The following is a 16444-nucleotide window of genomic DNA, read 5'->3' as shown; positions in this document are numbered from 1 at the left end:
TGTATTCATATTAAGGATTCGACACCCACCTTCGCTACATAGACAAATTGTGCCTTAAACAACGGCATAACGTCAAGATTATATCGCTTCCAAATGTCACTGAATTGTCATATAGATGGAACGAATTCCGAATGATTGCTAAACACTTTTTACTAATGATATGATAAACTTTATAGCGGAGGCAGTACTTCCTCCATAACGACAGATACAAGGAGGAACGTTTACACGTGGATAATCACTTGAGATACCAGGCTCCTTCAGAATCCGCAGCACTTGCCTCGGCAGCGCCTGCACCTCCCGATAAGGCGGGGACTTGGAAAGATTTTATCACGGTGACGAAACCCGGAATCATCCGGTCAAATTTGATAGCGGCTTTTGCCGGATTTTGGCTAGCATCGCGTTGGGATATCCAATTTGGATTGATGATTATGACACTTCTCGGAACCGTGCTGGTTATGGCTTCGTCCTGTGTTTTCAATAACTATTTCGACAGAGAGCTCGATATGAAGATGGAGCGTACACGGAATCGCTCACTTCCAACCGGACGGCTGACACCTAAGGTTGTTCTTTGGTATGCCATCATTCTTGGAATCGTTGGACTAGCCATGTTATTCCTGTTCTCAGGGGTATTGGCAGGTATATTCGGAGCGATTGGAATGTTCGTATACGTTGTAGTATACACATTATGGTTAAAGCGCTCATCAACATGGAGCACGTCGGTAGGCGCTATTTCCGGAGCGATGCCTCCGGTGATCGGCTATGTGGCCGTAACAGGAAGCGTAGATATGGCTGCGGTTTTGCTGTTCGCTCTACTGTTTCTCTGGCAGCCCCCGCATTTCTGGGCGCTGGGCATTCGCCGCGTGGAAGAGTACCGCGCAGCAGGCTTCCCGTTGTTGCCGGTCGTAAAAGGAATTAAACGCACAAAGTATCAGATGATCCCTTACCTGGTACTTCTTATACCGATCCCCATCCTGATGTACGCGTATGGGTATGCCGGTATATTCTTTCTGGTTATCGGACTCCTTTTGGCAATTTGGTGGCTCTACGCCGCACTCCAAGGTTTCCGTGCCAAGGACGATGAAGCTTGGTCCAAAAAAGTATTTATTATCTCCATCAACTACTTGACCTTGAGCCTGATCGTTCTCATACTCAATACCACCTTTTAATAGGTGGAAGGGCTTTAACGCTGCACTAAACCTGACAAGAACAGGGATTGCCTGAGACGAAGGGAGAACGGGGAAGGTCATGAATGCATTCAAACGTTACAAATGGACTTGGGTACTACTCGCTGTATGCGTAATAGCAGCTATTTACCTGGTGTACAACTCGCTTGGATTCGGAAAAGAAAAGTTTCCTATCGTTCGTGAGGTTGCCGCTTACTCCATGGAGAATGTGGATGGAAAGACGATCACATCGGACGATACCAAGGGCAAGGTGAAACTCATGTACTTCTATTTCACCAGCTGCCCGGATGTATGCCCGATTACGACACTGGTTCTTTCGCAAATACAGGAAGACTTGAAGAAAGAGGGCCTCTTCGGAAAAGAGGTTAACTTCGTGTCCATTTCCTTTGACCCGGAAACCGATACGAAAGAGAAGATTAAGGAGTTCGGGGACCGTTTCTATGCGGATTATAGCGGCTGGTACTTCCTGCGCGGAGATCAGGAGGAAACGCGGAAGCTGATGCAGGACTCTTTCAAAATCCCGCTGCTTGGCAATAACTCGACGAATTTCACGCATGGCAATTCGATTGCATTGGTTGACCGGAATAACAATATTCGGAAGACCTATAATGCAGCAGACCCGGCCCAAGTGAAGACCGAGGATATTGTGAAGGACATTAAGATCTTAATTAAGGAATAACTTATAGGTAAAACCAAAAGGCGCGCTCTATCGTTAAAGATGGAGGACGCCTTTTTTTATTTAAATAGGGATTTCGGATGTATCTCAGAACTCAGCAGGAGGCGGGTAAATGATGAACTCTTCCAGCCCGGCCTTCTCTAACTGGGCAATCAGGTATTCGTCAGGCGTTCCTTCAACTCCGGCGTATCCCCGGCGTGTATAGATGTGTTCGGCATCAGGAAAGACGTCGCGCAGGGCACCGCGAATTTTTTTGCCGGAGCTGTCGTTATCCATAAAAAGATACACCTCTTGATCCTTCACCTGTTTATGAAGGCTTTCCAGCTTGGCGGTGTTTAACGTTCCGAATGTGCACAGGATGGTTATATCCGATGTCAGCAATCGGCGTAGTCGGCTCCGGTCGTTCTTGCCCTCTACAATGAGGAATATCGGCATCTTTTTCACCTCTGTCATGATACGGAGATCCTTGGCAGCATTCCCCGGGAAATGATGATCTGCCGTCGAATGATGGTTGTGTCGAATGGTGTATGTATAGTGTAACTTGTTTTTTACCGATCATGCAAAGCAGGCAAAATAAAACGGCCATCCACTGGATGGCCGTAACAAGGTTAACCCATGTATTCTAGTAGAAACAGCTCAAGATGATGACGAGCAGAATATACAATACAAGAACCATCCCTACAGAATTTCCATGGCCTCCTGTATGACAATGTTTATGATGATGAACATGACTCATGATTACTTCACCCCTTGGTTAGATGTCCGTGGTCATTTGCCACACTGTATCTTATGTGGATTTACCCATATGGATTGTGTATTGGCCCATCCGCATCTTTTTGGGCGCTGGCTCAAGCCCGGTACAGCTTCCTTAGACGGTTGAGATTGGGGTTTCTGGTGAGATGGCTGTTAAAGGTGCTTCACGATTGCGTTTGGGGAGCAGCAGGAGCACGGTCATCAGCATCAGAAACGCGATAAAATAAGGGGATACCACCGTTCGGAGCTGTCCAGCCGCAATAGGACCTACAAAGGAACCCAGCGACATGGCGATGGATTGCAATGAGAATACTTTCCCGAGTCTGCCTCCGCCGCTTAGCTCAATGAAGAGTGAAGATAATGCCGGAAACAGTAATCCTTTAGCAAGCCCCAGTGCAAACAGGATAATCATAATCGGTAATTGATGCGCGGCGGCGAGGGCGTAGAAGCAAATAGCCAGCCCCAGTACACCGACGGCCACTCTGATATGGGGCGCATAACGATTAAGAAACAGCATGCTTAATGTGACCAATGCTCCAAGACTAATGACGGAGAATAGAAGTCCGGTGGACATAATGCTTGCCAGCCCGCTTTCCCGCAGCGGTATTTCAAAGAACAGGATTCCTTGTGAGCATGCGATAGCAAACGGAATCAAATATAAGCGCAAACTAAAAGGAAGCCGCGCCGGTGTCCCATTGTTGATCGGCACAGCCTGCCCCTTATCTTTAGCGGTGGCTGACAGAGGCTTCGGGAGACTGAGAAACGCCATCAAGCCGGTAAAAATCAAAAGCCAGCCCAGACTCTGGAATGTACCGGAAAATCCTGCTTTGGCTACAATGAAAGCTCCGGCGGCCGGGGACAAGACAGAGGCAAGGGTGTGGACAACGCCATGACCGGACATATATTTGCCTTGCGTTACAGGATCCCGGGAGAGTGACGCAAGCAGTGCCAGACAGGCAGGTGACAAAAAGGCCAAGACAAAACCGCTGATCGAGCGGAGCACGAGCAGCTGCCAGGGCAATTGGACATGAGCCTGGAGCAGCAGAATAACACCAGCAGCGGTTAAGCTGAAAATAATGTAGCGTCTGCTGCCGTGCCGATCGATCAGATTGCCTGCAAGCAAATTGCCAGGCAGATGGGTTAAAGCATAAATGCCCATCATCCAGCCGATGAACGTAGGGGCTGCGCCAAGGGAGATGGCAAAGGGCGTCAGTACTGGATACTGAGCATGCAAATCAAAAAACGCCAGAAACAAAAACATATAGAGCCATAAAGCGGTTTTCAATATGGCACCCTCCTATCCGGCAAAAGTTGATATGTTACTACTACTTGTACGTTCGAAAGGGCAAGCTTATACCTTTTTGTGAAAAGACCCGGTTGGCTGACAGTATTGCGGGGTATCATGTATAATTAATAAGACGGCCATGAACCGCCGTTTTTGAAACGATGAACGGGAGTGAATTGAATTGGATACTCAGGTCTGGATTGAATTTCTCAAACAAAACTGGCTGGTCATTGCCATCGCCTTAATTGTCTTGTTTATTGTACTGAATGTGGTGAGAACCGTTATTAAGTGGGCGCTTGCCGTACTGATCATCGTGGGATTGCTGGTGTACAGCGGAATTTCCCTCGATAAAATCGGCGAGGTTGTAACCACGGTGAAGGAAGAAACGGTGGATACGATAAAAAAAGAAGCGCTGAACATGATGATGAAAGAAGCGAAGGAAGCGAAATATACTTCGAATGGGGACGGTACCTACTCCATTAAAGCTCCCAATCTGGAGCTGAAAGGAAGTTCTGGTTCCGAAGAGGTTGAAGTGACGTTCCGCGGTGTTTCGGTAGGGAAGTGGGATATCAACGATACGATTCAGAGCTTTATCGACGATGCCAAGAGCAATACGGCCTCGAAATAAAAAGATGAGACGCAATCGGAAGCGATGTACGAGGGCAGCAGCTTTATAGTCCTGCAGCTCGCTACATCGGTTGACAAGACATCATGGGGAGAGGAGGGGATACCGTTGATGTCGGCATGGAAGGATAGTGTGCTGAGTGGGAACGGAATCACCATCTTGCTGCTGCTGATTGTGGCTTTTTCACTATTGCAGGGATGGAGTCGCGGAGCCTCCCGGTCAGCCGGGAAGCTTGTTTTTTTTCTGGGGGATGCGGTGCTGCGCCTGGTCGGGCTTGCGATCTCCGTTCCTTTTACATTATGGTTATCGCCTAAAGCAGGCGATTGGCTGGGCACGGCCGCAAGTTTACCGAATCGGGAGCTTCGCTTCTGGGAACAGGTTTATTATACAGCCGTAAAATCGCTGGCGGATTTCCCGCTGTTGCGGTTTGCAGTGCTGTTTATGTTAAGTTACGCCCTTATCGTATTTATGCTGCGTCTGCTCGTTTCCCTGATCATGGGAGGCAGGCTGGGACTTTTCGGAACGAGAAAAGATACCTCGGCATCACTGCTGAGCCGGCTAACAGGGGCTGGAATTGGTGTCATCATGGGAGCTGCGCGGAGCATTATTGTCATTGCGATCTTATTCATCTACGTCAGTCTGAATCCCGATCACGGCTTTAGCCGGTATGTTGAGGCTTCACCGGTTTATCAGCAGGGAGCGAGGGCTGTAATAGAGCCTTTGTCGGGTTCTCTCGTCCGCGAGAAGCTGCCGGTCTTTACCCAATCGGTACAGGAAGAATTGAATGGGATCATTCAGCGGAAGTATGAGGTCATCGACCACAAGATTCCCGAGGGCATTGAGCAGACGGCAGCCCATGTCGTGAAGGGCGCGTCAACCGATGAAGAGAAAGCGCGAAAGCTCTATGATTGGGTTGGCAGCCGGATCGCATATGATCACGACAAAGTGACGCTGTATGAAGAGCAGCGGATATGGAAAGAGCAGACACCACAGGATACGTACGATACAAGATTAGGCGTGTGCATTGATTATGCCCGGCTGTATGCCATGATGGCCCGGTCTCAGGATCTGAAAGTCCGGGTCGTAACCGGCAGGGGATATAATGGGCAAGGCGGTTATGGCCCGCATGCCTGGAATGAGGTCTACTTGAGTGAAGAGAAGCGATGGATACCGCTGGACCCGACCTGGGCACAAAGCGGCAACTGGTTTAACCCGCCGCGCTTCAACGAGACGCATATTAAAGAGCAAGTGTTTTGATCGGTGTGTTGATATGGAGAAGGGCGGACTTTTGAGCAAGGGAAGTCCGCCCTTGCCTATCAGGAGGGCCCTTCCAGATGAAGTGGGGGGGCGTTTATGTTAATATGGGTTTATGTGATTGTGGATAAAGGGGAGAAGCATACGTGAAAGGGTTTAGGCCGGATAAGCGCAAACAAGAAGAACGAGATGCCGGCAGTCAGTTTAACTTGCGGGTTAATCTATTTTTTTTCAGCACTTTTATCATATTCTGTGTCATTATTATACGTCTTGCTATACTGCAGTTTGTTGAAGGGCCTGAGCTAAAAGAGCTCGAAACCGGCGGGCAGGTTAAAAATTTCCCGCTTCAGCCGATCCGGGGCAGCATCATCGATGCTTCCGGAACGCCGCTTGCCTACTCGACACCCTCCCAAGCACTGTATTTAACGCTGTTAAAGGATTACAGTTCATCCGAACGAGGGAAGAAGAACCGTCCGGAGATCGAAAAGCTGGCCGAGGAAATGGTCAAGGTCTTCGAACAGTATGGTGATCCAAAAGCCGAAAAGTTGACGGTGGATGATGTGATCAAAGCGATGGACCTGGAATTTAACAAGCAGCCGGGTTATGAGCCGAGACGCATTAAGGCAGATCTCTCGACCAAAGAAGTGGCTTACTTTATGGAGCATAAGAACGAGTATCCTGGGGTCGAGGTCGTGGAAGAGAGCCAGCGCCAATACAACCCGGACAAAATTGCCGTTCAAACGATTGGTTATTTGAAAGAGTTCCGCGGCATTAAGACGCTGGAAAAATATAAGGAGATCGATGAGCAGAACAAGAAGCAAAAGGATCCGGGACTCATCTACACGGAGCAGGAGAAGGTTGGCGTAGACGGACTCGAAATGATGTTCCAGGATGAGTTGCGCGGCAAAAACGGATATATCGGTATTCCAATTAATCCGCAGAACATGGCGGACGGGGTGCCAACCATGATCGCCCCGGAGAAGGGTTACAATATTCATACGACGATCCATAAGGATATTCAGAAGGTTACACAGCAGGCGATCATCGATCAGCTGAAATGGCTTCATACCAATACAGTTTCCGGTAAAACACATCCGAATGCGCAAACGGGTTATGCCGTAGCGATGGAAGTGGATACCGGGAACATTGTCGCCATGGCCAGTATGCCGGATTATGACCCGAATGTGTGGGAGAATGGAACCGATGATTGGGAAACCGTCATGAAGTATTACGGTAACGGAACGATCTCTCCATACAGTTCCGGTCGATCCGGGAACAATCTGGAATCGGTTGTGCTGCTCGGCTCCACCATGAAGCCTTTGACGGTATTGATTGGACTTAATGAAAAATTGTTTGGACCTAACGATTATTATTATGATGGCGGTGCAGCATTTTTCGGTAAGGATAATACGAGAGTTCGGAACTCAGGCGGTAAAGCCTATGGATCTTTGAATGCCCGACAAGCGATCGAGCATTCTTCCAACGCCTTTATGGTTGACTGGATCGGGGAACGACTGTATAACAAATACGGCTCCAAATCCGTTGAAATATGGGATGAATACATGAGGGAATTCGGGCTTGGGGTATCTACCGAATCCGGCCTGCCGAAGGAGCATAAAGGAATCATCGAGTATACCAATATCGAGCAGGCGGGAAGTTATCTGGCTGCCATGGCATACGCTTCATTCGGACAGTCCGGTAAATATACGACGCTCCAATTGGCACAGTATGCCAGCACGCTTGCCAATCGGGGCGAGCGCATTCGGCCGCAGCTTGCGAGCAAGATTGTGGATCAGGACGGCAATGTGATCAAGGAATTCAAACGCGAGGTATTGAATAAAGCGGTATTCCCGCAGCAGTACTGGAATGAAGTCATTGCAGGGATGAATACGCAGGGACTTCGAGCTTTTGAAGATTTTAAATATGATTTTGCGCGGAAGACAGGAACATCCGAGCAGGATATTTATAAAAACGGTACTCGGATCCGGGTGGAGAATGGGGTGTTCATCGCCTTTGCACCACGGCAAAATCCGAAGCTGGCCGTCGCCGTCGTCATACCGGAAGCAGGCTTCGGTTCCCAGAGTGCCGCGCCGGTTGCCCGCAAAATTTTCGATGCGTATGACGAAGTTTACGGACTCGACGGTACGCCTCACCCTAAAAAAACCGAGGGCGAGAATGGGGATGGAAATTCCAACTAATAGAGCAGCAAAAAGGCAGCCAAGAGCCCTCGATGGGTTGGCTGCCTTTTCTTTATGTTACACATGGGCGTCCGGAGCCTTGTCCGCTACCAGATTCAAGACGACGCCAAACTCCAGCAGCGCTTTGAGTCCGCAGAGCACCATGGTGTATCCTCCCATGGAATCCATAGCTCCCTGCACCATTTCATCCGCACTGCCTGTAAATCCGGAATGGGTAATGGCAACGAAGGTTTCATGATCGCCGCGTGACGTGAATGCCCACTTGGTCCTGGTTTGGTCCGAAGACTCGATCGCGATGCGGCGGTTCACTTCAATATGTTGAACGTACACGTCATCATGTACCCCATACATCTCCCAATCCCAGCGGATATGATGGCCTTCCTCAAGCTTGCCGCTGCTTTTGGTAAACCAGAACTTGGTTGTGATCTCAGGGTTGATGAAAGCCTCGAATACTTCTGAAACCGGTCTTCGAATCAGCATCTCTGCCGTTACGACGGGCTTCTCATTGAGTTTGGTCATATGATTTTATGACTCCTTTCGGGGTTGTCTTCAGTAAGTATCGTAGCATAAAAGAAATCATATTCTTTCTTTTACATTGCTCATTCATTTCAAGGGCGTGTGATTTGTTCGAGCGCTTGGGGAATCCTAGTTGATCCTAGGCTTTTCCTCCGTTTTGGCCCGTCTGGGGGCTGCTATTCATGAGGGATGTTTTGACGACCTGCCTTTTGTGGTAAAATGTCGTTATGTTTGCTTGTGATTCGTAAGGGGGTTAATACCATGAAACATAAATATCGATTATTGGCACTGGATATGGACGGTACGCTGCTGCGGGACGATCATGAGGTGTCCGAGGAAACGGTGAAGTGGATCAAAGAGGCGGTACGGCACGGCATTCACGTCTGCCTCTCGACAGGCCGGCCGTTTCAGGATGCTTATCCGTATGCCAAGCAGCTTGAACTGACGACACCGATGGTAACGGTGAACGGCGGGGAGGTATGGCGCGCGCCATATGAATTGCACCGCCGGGCGCTGCTCGACAGCAAGCTTGTGGAGCAAATGCACGCACTTGCCATTGAAACCGGATCATGGTTCTGGGCGTATTCAGTAGAAAGATTGTATAACTCTGAGAACTGGATCGGCGATGTCGCGAATCAGGAGTGGCTGAAGTTCGGTTACACCACGAATGATCATGAGGTACGCCACAACATTCTGATGCGCCTGCAGGATATGGGTGGACTGGAGATCACGAACTCCTCGCCGGATAACCTGGAAATCAATCCGCTCGGCGTTAACAAAGCGACCGGAATCGGACAGGTGTGCGAGCTGCTCGGAATCAGCATGTCCGAGGTCGTAGCCGTAGGGGACAGCTTGAACGACCTGGCTGTGATTCAGCAGGCCGGACTCGGCGTGGCTATGGGCAATGCCCAGCAGACGGTAAAGGATGAAGCGGACCTTGTGGTTTCCAGCAACAATGAGGACGGTATCGTTGAGGTCATCAGGGATCATATTTTGATCGAAGGGTGAGATGTTGATGGACGTATTGGGCTGGATTATCGTCATCGCTCTGTTTATCATTGGGATGGCCGGAGCGATTTACCCTATTCTGCCGGGGGTTATCGCCATTTACCTGGCGCTGTTTGTTTACGGCTGGTTCTTTACATTCGAGCATTACAATACATGGTTCTGGATTATTCAGACCATCATTCTGGTGGTGCTGTTCATTGCCGATTATGCGGTTAACGCCTGGGGAGTTAAGAAGCTTGGCGGTTCCAAAGCCTCGATATGGGGCAGCACCATCGGACTGATTATCGGACCGTTCGTCATTCCCGCTTTTGGATTGATTATCGGACCGTTCATCGGGGCATTTCTGGGTGAAATGCTGGCAGGCTCGGGACCGAGCAAATCCATGAAGGTTGGTTTCGGATCGGTCATTGGATTGTTCAGCAGCATTGTGGTGAAGGTTATTTTACAGCTCGCGATGATTGTTATTTTCTTCATTTGGATTTTCTAATAGACGCTTAGGAATCGCTGTAAGAGGCGCTTTGGAGGAGAAAGAAGGGTACGGTTTTGTCAAAGAAAGAGTCATTTATTAAAGGCACCATCATCTTGGCCGCTGCTGCGCTGGTAGCCCGGGTGCTGGGCCTTGCTCAGCGGGTGCCCCTGGAGCATATGCTGAATGATATTGGGGATGCCTCATTTACGATCGCCAATAACGTATATTTAATGCTGTTAACGGTAGCAACGGCCGGCATTCCCAGCACGCTCAGCAAAATGGTATCCGAGCGTCATGCTTTGAACAAGCCTGCGGAGGCCCGGCGTGTCTATCATGCTGCACTTATTTTTGCCGGAGCAGCGGGTGTAATTATGACGCTGCTGCTTTATTTCGGAGCTCCTTATTATGCGACCCATATTGCTAAGCAGCCGGAGGCAGCCGCGGCCATTCAGGCACTCGCCCCAGCGCTGCTGCTGTTCCCAGCCATCGCCATGATGCGGGGATACTTCCAGGGGCGCAATAATATGACGGCTGGTGGCATATCGCAGATTATCGAGCAGATTGCACGGGTTCTGACAGCGATCGGCTTGGCCTACATGCTGCTGCGGATGGGATACGACGATACCTGGATCGCGGCCGGCGCCTCCTTCGGGGGCGTACTCGGCAGTATCGGAGCATTTGCCGTCATGCTGTACTTCACGGTAAAACTTCGCCGAAGTGATCGTGAGCTCAAGATGCCGGCGGCGGACCGCTCCATTCCGCTTGGCGGGATATACAGGGATATATTCACGCTGTCTATACCGATTGTGCTGTCTTCCCTGGCGGTTCCGGCAGTTAACTTTATTGACAGCTCCATCGTGAAACCGCTGTTGATCGGGCAGGTTGGTCTGGGACAAGCCACCGCAGCCCTCGCGGTATTAGGAAACCGGGCGCAGAGCGTCGCGGGAATTCCGCCGATTCTAGCCATTGCCCTCAGCACCTCGCTCATTCCGATCATCTCTGCCGCTTTTGCGAAGAAAGATCAGGAGCATTTGGAACAGCAAGTATCGCTGGCTATGCGTATAGCCATATTGACGGGGATGCCGATGGTGATTGCGCTATGCGTTGCTTCCTATTCCATCAATGGTTTACTGTTCAGTTCCTTGGGCGGCAGCGGGATTATTGGATTTCTGACGTTCGGTACGATTTTCCAGATCACGATGATGACGACAAATTCCATTCTTCTTGGAATCGGCAAGGCCAAGCTTTCGATGATTCACGTGATGATCGGGGTTGTGGTCAAGCTTGCAGCCAGCTTCCTGCTTGCTCCGTTCTTTGGGATTTACGGTATCATTGGGAGTACGGCTCTTTGTTTCCTTGTCATTACGATACTGAATATAAGATCGATTAAAGCAATTGTATCCTTCTCCATCCTGGGCAAACGCTGGACGGGCTTCGTACTGACGGTGCTTGCCGCCGGTGGAATCGGATATGGCCTGAATCTGGCCGGTATTCAGATGGTTGATGTCATGCCGGCACGGTTGGCATTCCTGCTGACTTGCCTGGTTGTAGGCGTGGCCGTGGTCATTATATATCTTGTCCTGCTGGTGGTGTTTGGCGTATTGCGCCAATCGGAGCTGAGCAGTTACCCGCGTCTTTTGCAGAAGGTGTTCCGTCCGCTTATGAGACTGCAGCCTGCACGTATGCGGGAGCGGGGATAAAGACATAGACACTGAAGCGTTTTGAAAAACGCACATCGGAAGCATAAGCTTTGGTGCTGAAAATCGACCTTTTTGAACACGCACTTATCGTGTGAATAGAACCGAAATGAGACCTTCCTTGCAGTATCGGGACGGTCTCTTTTCATTTTAATGCCGCCGCTCGAACGGATCAGACACATCATGGACGATGGAGGTTTTCTCCAGAGCGGCCCGATGGGCGTGGGTGATATCCGGCAGCAGCGGCCGTAACGGTTTACGGATATGCCTGAACATCGCGCGGCCCTGATACCAGTCGTACCGGGGAATCGGCTCGGGAGTTTCATCCTCCCAGATCTCTTCAAGATGAGGGCTATACAGACGTTGGCCACCCGGGAGCCATTCCGATGTGATAAGTTCAAATCCCTCATGGCCATGATTCATGGCTTGCTCAAGGGTCGGCGTAAATAAGGCCGGCCAATATTCGGCGCGTGATCCCTGGTGCTTGGTGGACCGTGCGAATGCCAGCACGGCGCGGTATATCTCCTCATATCCAAATAATAAAGCATACAGCGAACGGCCTGCCTTGATCCGAATGGACAGGTCGTCAAACTTGGGTAGGGTAAGTCCGGCCAGCGGCCTGGCTGGGGAAAGGGGCTTTTGGGCAGGGCTTGCGCCCGACTCCGTTCGATGGACTTGGCCCAACGGAAACACGATTTGATTCAACCGGGTCAGCTCATGCATCCGAAAGAAGGGATCCTGTAGAATATGCTGTCGGTAAAAAGGATGTTTCGCCACACGCCCCTCAATATAATTCTGTTCATTAATGATGAGACCCACCGTAAGCAGCGAACTGCCCTGATCCTGCCAGAACTGCTCCCAGAACGGTGTCATGAACGATGAAACATGAAAGTGGGGGAGCAAATGAAATAGGGGCTTCCCTTTTTTTCGACTGTGTATATAGAGAAGCAGCTGGGGGTAGGCGTCCTGGAAGATCAGCGCATTGCAGCGTTCCAAGAAACGATACAAATTGCTCTTGAATGTGGGATCCATGAGATCCGACATCAATCCGCCCTTCAGATCGCTCATATTCCACCCGGCATTACGCGAGACCATATGGGCCAGCAAGGCCCAATGCAGCTCAGGATGTGACACATAACAGTCCAAATAGGCTTGCGTACGAGTCACATTGCTGCGGTTGGCTTCGGCTGCGGCCTCTTGAATATGATGAATCAGCTCCTGCTCATCTTGAGATAGCTGAACATCTGCACCTGGCTCATGAATCCGAATGTCGCTATACCCTTGCATAGAAGGGTACGGAAACGGGGAAACGCTCTGCTGCAGATAGGGATGAGAGGAGAGAATGTTCTTGAGCTGCCTGCGAATCGTTCTAACGGCTGTGGGATCCCATTGCAATTCATGTCTGCTTGTCCGGAGTTTTAAGGAGAATCTCCACGATGCGATCATTCCCGACCATGATTCTGTCAGGGCTAGCGGAAGGGTTGCCGTCCATGACCGTACATCCTTGCCCAGGTTTTTTTTATCTTTGACTCCGTTCGAGTGCATTCGGGGTCACCTGCACTTTCTAATGGTTAATCCCAGCCTGTGAACATCATAATGTCAGTATGCTCTAAAATTTGACTTCCACTCAACATTTTGATTCACTAAGGGTGAAGGAATTCGACGTAAAGGGGAGATAATCAATGGAAAAAATCACTTCAGAAGCAGAATTTCAGGTTGCAATCCAGTCTCCGCGACTGACTGTTGCCGTATTTAAAGCAGACTGGTGCGGCGATTGCAAGTTTATCGATCCATTCATGCCGGAGGTTGAGACGAAGTTCTCAAACCAATTGACTCTGGTAGAGGTTGACGTCGATGCTGTCGGTGACGTGAGTCAGCAGCAAAATATTTTGGGGATCCCCAGCTTTGTTGCATATTCCGATGGACGTGAGCTGGTTCGCTACGTTAACAAACTCCGCAAATCGCGCGAGGAGATTGAAGATTTCCTGCAGCGTGCCGTGGACGTATACAGTACGATTCATAAGTAAGAGTGAAACCATAGCACCGCCGCCTTGATCTATAACTGGCGGCGGTGTTGTTTTACATATCGGATAGAGGTAGGGCTACGAAGTCAAGTACTTGCATCATGAAGGTTTTTCTCATTTTTGAACATTTTGTCACAATCGCTCAAGTGACCGTAGCCGTAGAATCAGGTATAATGAAATGTGGACTGTGTACGATGCGATCCTGTAAAGGTTTAAATAGTGAATATGAGCAGCAGGTGAGATAAGTGAATGATAAACAATTAAAATGGCTGAGTTACATAACATGCTTAATTATGTTCTGCGCGACTTTCGGGGGCATGGTTGTGACTAAGACGGGCTCGGGACTCGGTTGTGGTCAGGAATGGCCGCTGTGCAATGGTAAATTTGTTCCCGCTTACACGGTATCCTCCATGATTGAGTATTCCCACCGGGCTGTCAGCGGAATGGCGGGTTTGGCGGCGCTGGCTTCGCTGATTGCGTTCTGGAAGTACAAGCGGGATCGCCGGGATTTGATGGCTTATGTTATCGGGACCTCGGTATTCGTCGTGGTGCAGGCGATCATGGGGGCGCTAGCGGTGGTTAAGCCTCAATCGGCCGCGATTATGGCGCTGCATTTTGGCTTCTCGCTAATTGCTTTTGCGAGCTCCGTCATGCTGGCTCTGGGTATGCGGCGGGTAGAACAGGCGAAGGGGCCCGTAGACTTGGAACGTCTGCCTCGGGTAAGCAAGGGTTTCCGTAATCTAGTCTGGGGCACAACCCTGTATAGCTATATCGTCGTTTATATTGGTGCATTCGTTAGCCACACCGATTCCCGGGAAGGCTGCTCCGGCTGGCCGCTGTGTAACGGGGAAGTGATCCCGGAGCTGAGCGGTGGAGTCGGCATCGCTTTTATGCACCGGGTGGCAGCGCTTCTGCTGCTGATCGTGGTGGCGGTGATGGGGCATTTTGCATATTGGCGCAACCGCGACAACCGGGAGGTACAGATGCTGGGCATTTCGGCAACCGTGCTCTGCCTGCTGCAGGTGTTTAGCGGTGCCCTCATTATGGCAACGATGCATAACGAGGAGGTTTACGTATTCTCCGCACTGGGACACACGCTGCTGATCTCGGCCTTATTCGGCGTACTCTGTTATTTAAGTGTCCGGGTATGGCAGCTCAGCAAGCCGCTTGAAGCTGAGATGCGGCCGGGTCACAACATGCCTCGTGAAAAGATCGTATAAGTAAAGAAGCAAAAACCATGAAACAAAGAGATCGAATGTAAGGCAACATATGTTAAGCAAAGTCCCCGGGCCAACGTTCGAGGGCTTTGTTGTATAGAGAGGGAATTGATATACCAACCGTCTAACCGTCCGCTCAACCTGTCTGATTTAAGGAAGACGCTCGAAGCGGTACTGGAAAGGTTTGATTCGGCAACGGATTTGTTTATATTTATTAAGATTGACGAAACCGATAACCAGGGAATATCTCAAGTCGCTCCATTCTGTGGGGGTTGTCTGGTCGTTTCGTGGGCATTCTATGTGAACGAACTGAAACACAACCGGGATACCCCGGTGAGTTATTCCCGCGTGAGGATATCGTGAAAACGGTTGAAACGCGGTGGAATCCCTATTTTGGCAAATAGCGATCCAAGAAACCAAGGTTAATCTGATGACGCGAGGGGGTACCGCCATGCTTCGAATGTTACTTGGGGAACAGCCCCGGCACAATAACGGCCTGCTTGAGGAAGCCATCGAATCGATGGTCCAAACAACCCGGCTGCTGCAGAAGGAAATGGAGAAAAATCAGGATCCGACGCATGACTTTCGCAAGCTTGAGATTTGGACCCGGGGGTTGATCGTTTCCCTGGATGAGCTGGAACAGAGCTGGAATGCGGCAAGGCATTTCAGTCAATCGGTCAAATCGGGTTACATCGATGACATGTCGATTCAGGAGCAAGGGGAATATCAACGATATGTGTATTTTTACAAAAACGGCTTCATACGCGTATTCTCAATCCTTGACAAGCTGGGGACGGTGTTGAACGATTTGTACGATCTTCATACCTCCAAGGTGAAGGCGCATTTCTCTTATTTTACGGTCCTGCGGCAGTTTAAATTCCTGAAGGCCCACGGAGAGCTGGCCAAAGAGCTGGAAGCGATCAAGGAGCGTTACAAAACACCGCTGAACACACTTCGGAAACGGCGCAACGCCGAAATCCATTACATGAATTCCGAGATGCAGGATGATTTATGGCAGCGTCATCAAGGGCTGTCGGACAAGATCGAGCTGGAGGATATCGATCAGCACCTGGACGATCTCAAACAAGGTGTCGATATGGTATGCCGGAGTCTGGCGGCCTCTTATAAATATACGAACGAGCTTTGGGGGAAAAATGGAGTCAGGGCTTAGGCACAAAATCGCCATGAAATTCCTTTTGACAAAAACCTGAAAAGAATCTATACTAACTATTGCATTCATTAAATGTTATTAAATCAGATCAAATTAATCGGAAAAATTTCATATCGATGTTTTCTTATCGAGAGAGGCGGAGGGACAGGCCCGATGAAGCCCGGCAACCGACTCCAGCGTGTAATTGCTTAACGCAGTGACGCTTGGAGTGACATGGTGCTAATTCCTTCAAAGCTGCAGGATATCCCTTGGCTTTGACAGATGAGAAAAGGCGTTGACTTTTACGTAAAGAGGGCCCTTTTTGATTCTACAAAAAGAGGCTCTTTTCTATTGGGTAAATAGATATGAAGCTACGGAAAAAGGAGGA

Annotated in this window: 15 protein-coding genes and 1 riboswitch; of the genes, 11 read left to right on the top strand and 4 right to left on the bottom strand. The window is 49.8% G+C overall.

Going from position 1 to position 16444, the window contains the following annotated elements:
* The first annotated feature begins 227 nt into the window (after positions 1–227).
* Complete coding sequence (cyoE, locus tag OHJ21_RS20370; RefSeq protein WP_100539247.1) at positions 228–1166, top strand: heme o synthase; 939 nt, start codon at positions 228–230, stop codon at positions 1164–1166.
* Between the two features lie 79 nt (positions 1167–1245).
* Entirely contained in the window at positions 1246–1863 is a 618-nt protein-coding gene (locus OHJ21_RS20365; RefSeq protein ID WP_486020978.1) for an SCO family protein, read from the top strand.
* Between the two features lie 84 nt (positions 1864–1947).
* On the opposite strand, the gene OHJ21_RS20360 is transcribed toward OHJ21_RS20365, so the two are convergent.
* Together OHJ21_RS20360 and OHJ21_RS20355 are read right to left on the bottom strand one after the other, a co-directional pair.
* Positions 1948–2295 (bottom strand): toprim domain-containing protein, encoded by a 348-nt coding sequence (locus tag OHJ21_RS20360; RefSeq protein ID WP_100539530.1) that lies wholly within the window; start codon positions 2293–2295, stop codon positions 1948–1950.
* Between the two features lie 433 nt (positions 2296–2728).
* Entirely contained in the window at positions 2729–3898 is a 1170-nt protein-coding gene (locus OHJ21_RS20355) for an MFS transporter (RefSeq protein WP_486020977.1), read from the bottom strand.
* A 181-nt stretch (positions 3899–4079) separates the two neighbouring features.
* On the opposite strand from OHJ21_RS20355, the gene OHJ21_RS20350 reads away from it, so the two are divergent.
* From OHJ21_RS20350 to OHJ21_RS20340, 3 genes are all read left to right on the top strand, one after another.
* The gene (locus OHJ21_RS20350; protein ID WP_326096174.1) at positions 4080–4526 is read left to right on the top strand and encodes a hypothetical protein; all 447 of its coding nucleotides are present in this window, start codon (positions 4080–4082) and stop codon (positions 4524–4526) included.
* Between the two features lie 105 nt (positions 4527–4631).
* A complete protein-coding gene (locus tag OHJ21_RS20345) occupies positions 4632–5780 on the top strand; it encodes a transglutaminase domain-containing protein (RefSeq protein WP_100539243.1) in 1149 nt (382 codons plus the stop codon).
* A gap of 143 nt (positions 5781–5923) precedes the next feature.
* A complete protein-coding gene (locus OHJ21_RS20340; RefSeq protein ID WP_486020976.1) occupies positions 5924–7975 on the top strand; it encodes a peptidoglycan D,D-transpeptidase FtsI family protein in 2052 nt (683 codons plus the stop codon).
* A 57-nt stretch (positions 7976–8032) separates the two neighbouring features.
* On the opposite strand, the gene OHJ21_RS20335 is transcribed toward OHJ21_RS20340, so the two are convergent.
* Positions 8033–8494 carry an SRPBCC family protein gene (locus OHJ21_RS20335; RefSeq protein ID WP_486020975.1) on the bottom strand — a complete coding sequence of 154 codons (462 nt, stop codon included), beginning with the start codon at positions 8492–8494 and terminating at the stop codon, positions 8033–8035.
* A gap of 258 nt (positions 8495–8752) precedes the next feature.
* On the opposite strand from OHJ21_RS20335, the gene OHJ21_RS20330 reads away from it, so the two are divergent.
* Genes OHJ21_RS20330 through OHJ21_RS20320 form a run of 3 tightly spaced genes read left to right on the top strand, consistent with a single transcriptional unit; the run spans position 8753 to position 11668 of the window.
* Complete coding sequence (locus OHJ21_RS20330; RefSeq protein ID WP_100539240.1) at positions 8753–9499, top strand: Cof-type HAD-IIB family hydrolase; 747 nt, start codon at positions 8753–8755, stop codon at positions 9497–9499.
* Between the two features lie 7 nt (positions 9500–9506).
* A complete protein-coding gene (locus OHJ21_RS20325; RefSeq protein WP_100539529.1) occupies positions 9507–9986 on the top strand; it encodes a DUF456 domain-containing protein in 480 nt (159 codons plus the stop codon).
* Positions 9987–10042: 56 nt separating this feature from the next.
* On the top strand, positions 10043–11668 hold the full coding sequence (locus tag OHJ21_RS20320; RefSeq protein ID WP_326117950.1) for a putative polysaccharide biosynthesis protein: 1626 nt from the start codon (positions 10043–10045) through the stop codon (positions 11666–11668).
* Between the two features lie 147 nt (positions 11669–11815).
* Here OHJ21_RS20320 and OHJ21_RS20315 read toward each other — a convergent pair whose 3' ends face one another.
* Positions 11816–13210 carry a DUF2515 family protein gene (locus OHJ21_RS20315; RefSeq protein ID WP_486020974.1) on the bottom strand — a complete coding sequence of 465 codons (1395 nt, stop codon included), beginning with the start codon at positions 13208–13210 and terminating at the stop codon, positions 11816–11818.
* Positions 13211–13347: 137 nt separating this feature from the next.
* Here OHJ21_RS20315 and OHJ21_RS20310 point away from each other — a divergent pair, with 137 nt between their 5' ends.
* The 3 genes from OHJ21_RS20310 to OHJ21_RS20300 all read left to right on the top strand — a co-directional run bounded on the left by OHJ21_RS20310 (position 13348) and on the right by OHJ21_RS20300 (position 16077).
* On the top strand, positions 13348–13692 hold the full coding sequence (locus tag OHJ21_RS20310; RefSeq protein ID WP_071222388.1) for a thioredoxin family protein: 345 nt from the start codon (positions 13348–13350) through the stop codon (positions 13690–13692).
* A 242-nt stretch (positions 13693–13934) separates the two neighbouring features.
* A complete protein-coding gene (locus OHJ21_RS20305) occupies positions 13935–14909 on the top strand; it encodes a COX15/CtaA family protein (protein ID WP_100539237.1) in 975 nt (324 codons plus the stop codon).
* Between the two features lie 448 nt (positions 14910–15357).
* A complete protein-coding gene (locus OHJ21_RS20300) occupies positions 15358–16077 on the top strand; it encodes a Cthe_2314 family HEPN domain-containing protein (RefSeq protein ID WP_339267986.1) in 720 nt (239 codons plus the stop codon).
* Between the two features lie 121 nt (positions 16078–16198).
* Positions 16199–16345, top strand: a riboswitch (SAM riboswitch).
* Positions 16346–16444: the final 99 nt, after the last annotated feature.

Origin of the sequence: Virgibacillus sp. LDC1 (assembly GCF_025792345.1) — a bacterium.
GTDB lineage: Bacteria > Bacillota > Bacilli > Paenibacillales > Paenibacillaceae > Paenibacillus_AQ > Paenibacillus_AQ lautus.
The sequence above is the reverse complement of the archived record's forward strand: the minus strand, read 5'-3'. Positions and strand labels throughout refer to the sequence as shown.

What these genes read in the sequence shown, in the direction of transcription:
- OHJ21_RS20325 (WP_100539529.1), top strand. Translation starts at nt 9,507, where the DNA reads ATGGACGTATTGGGCTGGATTATCGTCATCGCTCTGTTTATCATTGGG.
- OHJ21_RS20360 (WP_100539530.1), bottom strand. Translation starts at nt 2,295, where the DNA reads ATGCCGATATTCCTCATTGTAGAGGGCAAGAACGACCGGAGCCGACTA.
- OHJ21_RS20300 (WP_339267986.1), top strand. Translation starts at nt 15,358, where the DNA reads ATGCTTCGAATGTTACTTGGGGAACAGCCCCGGCACAATAACGGCCTG.
- OHJ21_RS20365 (WP_486020978.1), top strand. Translation starts at nt 1,246, where the DNA reads ATGAATGCATTCAAACGTTACAAATGGACTTGGGTACTACTCGCTGTA.
- OHJ21_RS20315 (WP_486020974.1), bottom strand. Translation starts at nt 13,210, where the DNA reads ATGCACTCGAACGGAGTCAAAGATAAAAAAAACCTGGGCAAGGATGTA.
- OHJ21_RS20330 (WP_100539240.1), top strand. Translation starts at nt 8,753, where the DNA reads ATGAAACATAAATATCGATTATTGGCACTGGATATGGACGGTACGCTG.
- OHJ21_RS20310 (WP_071222388.1), top strand. Translation starts at nt 13,348, where the DNA reads ATGGAAAAAATCACTTCAGAAGCAGAATTTCAGGTTGCAATCCAGTCT.
- OHJ21_RS20335 (WP_486020975.1), bottom strand. Translation starts at nt 8,494, where the DNA reads ATGACCAAACTCAATGAGAAGCCCGTCGTAACGGCAGAGATGCTGATT.